Annotated in this window: 6 protein-coding genes; 5 read left to right on the forward strand and 1 reads right to left on the reverse strand. The window is 71.9% G+C overall.

All coding sequences use genetic code 11. The features are described 5' to 3' along the window. The first annotated feature begins 157 nt into the window (after positions 1 to 157). The 4 genes from ACFYM6_RS28545 to mshC all read left to right on the forward strand — a co-directional run bounded on the left by ACFYM6_RS28545 (position 158) and on the right by mshC (position 3,763). Positions 158 to 871: a histidine phosphatase family protein gene (locus ACFYM6_RS28545; protein ID WP_387280446.1), complete on the forward strand. Its 714-nt coding sequence runs from the start codon at positions 158 to 160 to the stop codon at positions 869 to 871. Positions 872 to 1,063: 192 nt separating this feature from the next. Continuing rightward, positions 1,064 to 1,642, forward strand: coding sequence for a DUF3090 domain-containing protein (locus tag ACFYM6_RS28550; RefSeq protein WP_073840130.1), 579 nt, complete (start codon positions 1,064 to 1,066; stop codon positions 1,640 to 1,642). Next, a complete protein-coding gene (locus ACFYM6_RS28555) occupies positions 1,639 to 2,457 on the forward strand; it encodes an SCO1664 family protein (protein WP_387280449.1) in 819 nt (272 codons plus the stop codon). Before ACFYM6_RS28550 ends, ACFYM6_RS28555 begins: the two co-directional genes overlap by 4 nt. A gap of 67 nt (positions 2,458 to 2,524) precedes the next feature. Then, complete coding sequence (mshC, locus tag ACFYM6_RS28560) at positions 2,525 to 3,763, forward strand: cysteine--1-D-myo-inosityl 2-amino-2-deoxy-alpha-D-glucopyranoside ligase (RefSeq protein ID WP_387280451.1); 1,239 nt, start codon at positions 2,525 to 2,527, stop codon at positions 3,761 to 3,763. A gap of 22 nt (positions 3,764 to 3,785) precedes the next feature. Here the strand turns inward: mshC and ACFYM6_RS28565 are convergent, their stop codons facing one another. After that, positions 3,786 to 5,204 (reverse strand): MFS transporter, encoded by a 1,419-nt coding sequence (locus ACFYM6_RS28565; RefSeq protein ID WP_387280453.1) that lies wholly within the window; start codon positions 5,202 to 5,204, stop codon positions 3,786 to 3,788. On the opposite strand from ACFYM6_RS28565, the gene ACFYM6_RS28570 reads away from it, so the two are divergent. Continuing rightward, positions 5,187 to 5,777, forward strand: a complete 591-nt coding sequence (locus ACFYM6_RS28570) for a CGNR zinc finger domain-containing protein (protein WP_387280455.1) — start codon at positions 5,187 to 5,189, stop codon at positions 5,775 to 5,777. The genes ACFYM6_RS28565 and ACFYM6_RS28570 overlap by 18 nt on opposite strands. The last annotated feature ends 223 nt before the right edge of the window (positions 5,778 to 6,000 follow it).

Genomic DNA, 6,000 nt, shown 5'->3' on the forward strand with positions numbered 1-6,000 from the left:
ATCAAGCCTGACCGCCCGGAGCCGGGCACGGTGGGCCACACCCCCAACCGCCATCAAAGTCGGCAGCGACCCAAGACGGGCCCGGAGGGGCCACGACGGGGTACGGCGGGCCACACCGCACAGCGGCGACCCGAGAAGGGACGCAATACCGCCTAGGGTGGTCAGGGTGGCAACCCTTCTGCTTCTGCGACACGGCCGGACCACCGCGAATGCCGACGGCGGCCTGGCCGGCCGGCAGCCGGTCGAGCTGGACGAGACCGGTCGCGCCCAGGCCACGGCGGTCGGCGAGCGGCTGAAGGGGCTGCCCCTGGCGGCGGTGGTGACCAGCCCGCTGGTCCGCTGCCGGCAGACCCTGGAGCTGGCTCTGCCGCAGGCCGAGCCGGTGGTGGAGGAGGGGCTGATCGAATGCGGGTACGGCAGCTGGGAGGGGCAGCCGCTGAAGAAGCTGGCGAAGGAGCCGCTCTGGCCGGTGGTCCAGCAGCACCCGAGCGCGGCCGTCTTCCCCGAGGGGGAGTCGATGGCGGCGATGTCGGCGCGGGCGGTCGCGGCGGTGCGTTCCTGGGACGCCCGGATCACCGCCGAGCACGGGCCGGAGGCGGTCTGGCTGGCGTGCAGCCACGGCGATGTGATCAAGGCCATCGTGGCCGACGCGCTCGGCGTACACCTGGATCTCTTCCAGCGGATCGTCGCGGACCCGGCGTCGGTGACGGCGATCCGCTACACGCCGCTGCGGCCGTTCCTGGTCCGGCTCAACGACACGGGCGGTGATCTGAGCGGGCTGGTGCCGCCGCCGCGGAAGCGCCGGCGGCGCGCGGCGCGGGCCACGGAGTCGGATGCGGCGGTGGGCGGCGGCGCGGGGGCGGCCCCGTGAGCGCGAGGAGTGAGCCGGTCTTGCGAGCCCCGCAGTCGCGAACTGAGGTGGCCCCGTGAGCGCGAGGAGTGAGCCGATGAGCCGGTCCGCCACGCCCGGGAACGGCCCCCGTGGGCGCCGGTGTTTCGCCGTGGGCGGATTCAGCGTCGGTGCGCTGCGCGGCGGTTCCACCCGCCGGATAGGGTCGTGGGTATGACCCACCAGGTGCACGCCTTCGAGCCGCCGGAGCGGTTCGTCGCCGGAACCGTCGGCCCGCCGGGGGAGCGTACGTTCTTCCTGCAGGCGCGCGGCGGTGGCCGGCTGGTCAGCGTCGCGCTGGAGAAGGTCCAGGTGTCCCTGCTCGCCGAGAAGCTGGAGGAGTTGCTCGCCGAGGCGCAGCGCCGGTTCGGCGTCCAGTTGCCGGAGGCGGCCCCCGTCGTCGGCGACAACGACCCGCTGGACACCCCGGTCGACGAGGAGTTCCGGGTCGGCACGCTGGGGCTGGCCTTCGACGTGGACAGCGCCACCGTGGTGATCGAGGCGATCGCCGCCGGTGAGACTGAGGTCGAGGTCGCGCTGGGCGAGGCCGACGACGACGAGGACGAGGACCCGGACGAGCCGGACGACGACCTCGACCGGCTGCGGGTGCGGTTGACCCCCGAGGCGACCCGCGCGTTCATCGAGCGGGCCCGCCGCGTGGTCAACGCCGGCCGTCCGCCCTGCCCGCTCTGCGGCCAACCCCTGGACCCCGCCGGGCACCTCTGCCCGCGGCACAACGGTTATCACCGGTGACCTCGTCGGAACTCCAGCCCCGACAGGACGGAGCCGCTGCGCTGCGGCTGCTCACCGACGGTGAGCTCACCCTGGAGGGGCGGCTGGTCGAGGCCTCGAACACCACCCTGCGCGGGATCCTCACCCGCGACGGGGTGGCCGCGCGCTGTGTCTACAAGCCGGTCCGCGGCGAGCGTCCGCTCTGGGACTTCCCGGACGGGACGCTCGCCGGCCGGGAGGTGTCGGCCTATCTCGTCTCCCGGGCGAGCGGTTGGGATCTGGTGCCGCCCACCGTGCTGCGGGACGGACCGTTCGGCCCCGGCTCCTGCCAGCTCTGGATCGACGAGCCCGAGGACGCTGAGTCGCTCGTCGGTTTCGTTCCCGCCGACGCTCTGCCGCCGCGCTGGTTCCCGGTCGCCGCGGCCCGGGACGACGACGGGGCCGCGTACGCCCTGGCGCACGCCGACGACCCGCGCCTGGCCCGCCTCGCCGTCCTCGACGCGGTGATCAACAACGCCGACCGCAAGGGCGGTCACGTCGTCGTGGGCCCCGACGACCGGATCTACGGGGTGGACCACGGCGTCTGCTTCCACGTCGAGGAGAAGCTGCGTACGGTGCTGTGGGGCTGGGCGGGCCGGCAGTTGCCGTCGGACGCGGTGGAGATGCTGGACGGGCTGGCCGGGCAGCTCACCGGTACGCTCGGCGACGAGTTGGCCGAGCACCTCACCATCGGTGAGGTCGCCGAGTTGGCGGCCCGGGTGGACCGGCTGCGGGAGAGCGGGCGGTTCCCGTTGCCCCCGCAGGAGTGGCCGGCGATGCCCTGGCCGCCCATGTGAGCCGTTGTCGCGTTGATCACTTGAGGCGCGGCACCCGAGCGCCTGACGGATCGTTAGGCTGACGGTCATGGAGTCTTGGGCGGGACACGAGGTGCCGCGGCTGCCGGGCAAGGGCCAGCCGCTGGGGTTGTACGACTCGGCGCGGCAAGGTGTCCACTCCAGTGAGCCCGACGGGGTCGCCTCGATGTACGTCTGCGGCATCACCCCGTACGACGCCACCCACCTCGGGCACGCGGCCACCATGATCGCGTTCGACCTGGTGCAGCGGATGTGGCGGGACGCCGGCCTGTCCGTGCGGTACGTGCAGAACGTCACCGACATCGACGACCCGCTGCTGGAGCGGGCCGAGCGCGACGGCGAGGACTGGAAGGTCCTGGCCATGCGGGAGACCGCCCTGTTCCGGGAGGACATGGAGGCGCTGCGGATCATCCCGCCGGAGCACTACGTCGGCGCGGTCGAGTCGATCCCGGACATCGCCGAGAAGGTCCTGGTGCTGCTCAAGGACGGTGCGGCCTACCGGCTCGACGACGGCACCGGCGACGTCTACTTCGACCTCAGCGCGGCCCCCGAGTTCGGCTACGAGTCGAACCTCTCTCGGGAGCAGATGCTGGAGATCTTCCCGGAGCGTGGCGGCGACCCGGAGCGGGCCGGCAAGCGGGACCCGCTGGATCCGCTGCTGTGGCGCGGGGCCCGGGAGGGCGAACCGTCCTGGCCGGGCGGCGAGCTGGGCGCCGGGCGCCCCGGCTGGCACATCGAGTGCACGGTGATCGCGCTGAACCTGCTCGGTGACCGGATCGCCGTGCAGGGCGGCGGCAACGACCTGCTCTTTCCGCATCACGAGTGCTCGGCGGCGCACGCCGAGCGGCTGACCGGCCAGGCGCCGTTCGCCGACCACTACGTGCACGCCGGCATGATCGGCCTGGACGGGGAGAAGATGTCGAAGTCCCGGGGCAACCTGGTCTTCGTGTCCCGGCTGCGGGCGGACCGGGTGGATCCGATGGCGGTCCGGCTGGCCCTGATGAGCGGGCACTACCGCGCCGACCGTTCGTGGACCGACGAGCTGCTCGTCGCGGCGCAGGAGCGGCTGGCCCGCTGGCGGCGGGCCGCCGCCTTGCCGGCCGGGCCGGCTGGGGACGAGCTGCTGGCCGGGGTGCGCGCCCGCCTCGCCGACGACCTGGACACGCCCGGCGCTCTGGCCGTGGCGGACGCCTGGGCCGCGCAGGCTCTGGCCGGGGTCGCCGACGACGCCGCTGCCCCGAAGCTCTTCGCGGACACCGTCGACGCCCTCCTGGGTATCCGCCTCTAGGTGTACTGATCGGGGACGTTGGTCAATCGCGTGAAGTAGGCGGACCCGTGAAGGCGTAGCCCGCGGCCTGGCGCATCGCTTCGTCGTGATGGGTTGTTTCGGCGTCACGGAGGGCTTGGGTGGTGACCCGGGAGGCGAGCAGGAGCGCGGCGAGCACGAGTCCGAGGGCTGCGGCGATGAAGGGGGCGCGGATCCCCAGGCTGCGTCCGAGCAAGCCGCCGGCGAGGGCTCCGAGGGGGACGACACCCAGGACGATCAGGCGGTAGGCGGCGGTGACGCGGCCGAGGAGTTCGTCGGGGACTGCTGCTTGGCGCAGGGTGCTTACGACGATCTGGTTCAGCGAGGTGGCAGTGGCAGCGCAGAACATGCCGGCAAGGGCGAGGGGTGTGTGGTGACCCAGGCCGAGGATGGCGTAGCTGGCGGCCGGGGCGAGGGCGGCGAGCCAGGTGGTGGGGCCGCCGCCGATGCGGGGCACGACGTGTCCGGCGAGCAGTGAGCCGACGATCGCACCGGCGGCGGGAACGGCGACGAACAGGCCGTAGCGCGACATGGGCATTTGGTACGGGCCGGTGATCAGCAGAACGAGCACGCCGCCGGTGGCCGCGCCGAAGAAGTTGATTGCCGCCGAGATGAACGCGACTCGGCGCAGCAGGTCGTGGCGCCAGAAGTGGGCCCATCCGGAGCGGATGTCCTGGGTGATCGTGGTCGGGGTCGAGCGGCGGCCCTTCTGTTCCTCGCTGGTGGGGCGCAGCGCGGGCAGCAGCAGAGCTGCCAGGCCGGCGAGGGCGAACGCGGCCGCGCCGGTGTAGAAGGCCGCTGATGCTGCCAGCGCGAACAACGCCGCCCCGGCCGGCGGACCGATGAAGGTGTTGATGACGGACTGGGTCGCGAACAATCGGCCGTTGGCGCGCTCGAGCTGCTCGCGTGGCAGGAGACGGGGCGGGATGGCCAGGGCGGCGTTGTCGACCATCGTCTCGGCGCAACCGGCTAGGAACACTGCGGCGTAGAGCAGTGTGACGTGGTGCCATCCGTTCGCCAAGGCCACGGCGAGCAGCGCGAACCCGGCCGCGCGCAGCCAGTTGCCAGCGGTGAGGATCCGACGTCTGTCCACCCGGTCGGCCATCGCGCCGGCGGGCAGGGTCGCGATCAGCCAGGGCAGGAACTGCACCACCGTCATGCCTGCCACCGCGAGCGGGTCACGGGTCAGCGTGGCGACGAGCAGCGGTGCCGCGGCCTGCAGCAGCCCGTCGGCGAGGTTTGAGGACGCTTGGGACGCCCACAGTGCAGTGAACGATCTGCGTGGGGCGGCGGCAGGCACGATCAGTCTCCTGGTGGTGTTCTCATGGGTGATTGGCCGATTGGGGATGAGCATGCCAGGGGGCGGTCTCACATGCAACAATGCTTTTGGCCATGAGAGGAGCTGATGGTGAGGTTCGGCCACATCGCGGGCGACCGCATGCTCGACCTGGTGAACACCGTTGACTGGCGCCTTGGCGGGCGCGACCGCACCGAGAACCTGAAGACCTTCTCCGACGTCGTCGACTGGTGCGTCGAGTCCGACCTGATCAGTGCAGACGAGGCCGTGGCCCTGCGCGACCTCGCCGGCCGGGACGACGCCTGGGCCGAGCGGGAACGGCAACAGGTCATCGAAGCGCGCGAGAGGGCCTACGCAGCTCTCTTCGAGGATGACGACGCCGCCGCCGCAGACCTCGCGGGCATGTACCGGGCGGCGATCGCCGCAGCCGACTTGGTTCGCACGGGCGACCGCTGGCAATGGCGAGACCGGGAAACCGACCTCCGCCTGCCCCGCAATCGCATCGTCCGCGGGCTCGTGGCTCTCACCCAGCGCAACGACCTCGACCGCCTTCACCAGTGCGAAGACGCCAAGTGCGGCTGGGTTTATCTCGACACATCACCGCGGCGGAACCGCCGCTGGTGCAACACGAAGGACTGTGGCGACCGCAACCGCGCCCGCGCCTACTACGCCCGACAAAAGGCGAAGAGCCGGCCCTAGGCCTTCGCATCCGCGTGGCAAGACCATCCGCCACCGGCGGCCCCGCTTTCCCGGAACGTGTGGTTGTTTCGCCGCGGACAACCACTCGTTCCGTGCGTCTCCTGGCAGCACTGCCGGATGTCGGCGGGCGGACGCTCCTATGCCGCGTCAAGTGGCTGGGGTGGGTTTTCGAGGCGTCGGTAGAGCTCTCGGGCGATGTAGCGCTTGAGGCAGCGTTTGATCT

The organism is Micromonospora sp. NPDC006431 (genome assembly GCF_042870725.1).
Lineage (GTDB): Bacteria > Actinomycetota > Actinomycetes > Mycobacteriales > Micromonosporaceae > Micromonospora.

What these genes read in the sequence shown, in the direction of transcription:
- ACFYM6_RS28550 (WP_073840130.1), top strand. Translation starts at nt 1,064, where the DNA reads ATGACCCACCAGGTGCACGCCTTCGAGCCGCCGGAGCGGTTCGTCGCC.
- mshC (WP_387280451.1), top strand. Translation starts at nt 2,525, where the DNA reads ATGGAGTCTTGGGCGGGACACGAGGTGCCGCGGCTGCCGGGCAAGGGC.
- ACFYM6_RS28570 (WP_387280455.1), top strand. Translation starts at nt 5,187, where the DNA reads ATGGTGAGGTTCGGCCACATCGCGGGCGACCGCATGCTCGACCTGGTG.